Annotated in this window: 1 pseudogene; it reads left to right on the forward strand. The window is 55.7% G+C overall.

Annotated elements, in window-relative coordinates:
* Window positions 1–2 precede the first annotated feature (2 nt).
* Window positions 3–515 (forward strand): annotated as a pseudogene (rsmH, locus tag J5224_RS35230) (16S rRNA (cytosine(1402)-N(4))-methyltransferase RsmH); the annotation flags it as partial.

Below are 515 nucleotides of genomic sequence, written 5' to 3' on the forward strand. Positions count from 1 at the left end.
ACATGCCAGAAAATTATAAACACACCACTGTGCTGTTGGACGAAGCGGTTAATGGCCTCAATATCCGCGCTGACGGCACATACATCGACGGTACGTTTGGCCGTGGTGGCCATTCGCGACTGATCCTTTCCCGTCTCGGACCGGAAGGGCGCCTTGTGGCTATCGATCGCGATCCTCAGGCTATTGCCGCCGCCGAGGCGATTCAAGATTCACGCTTTTCTATTGTTCACGGACCTTTTTCCGCAGACCCTGGGATTAACCGGGCGTATCGACGGCGTGCTGCTCGATTTAGGTGTTTCTTCGCCGCAGTTGGACGATCCTGAACGCGGTTTTTCCTTTATGCGTGATGGCCCGTTGGACATGCGCATGGACCCGACACGCGGCCAGTCAGCGGCACAATGGTTGCAAACGGCAGAAGTCGACGACATTGCCTGGGTGTTGAAAACCTTTGGCGAAGAGCGGTTTGCCAAGCGCATTGCGCGCGCCATTGTTGAACGCAACAGCACAGAACCGAT

The sequence above is a fragment of the Candidatus Symbiopectobacterium sp. NZEC135 genome (assembly GCF_025962695.1).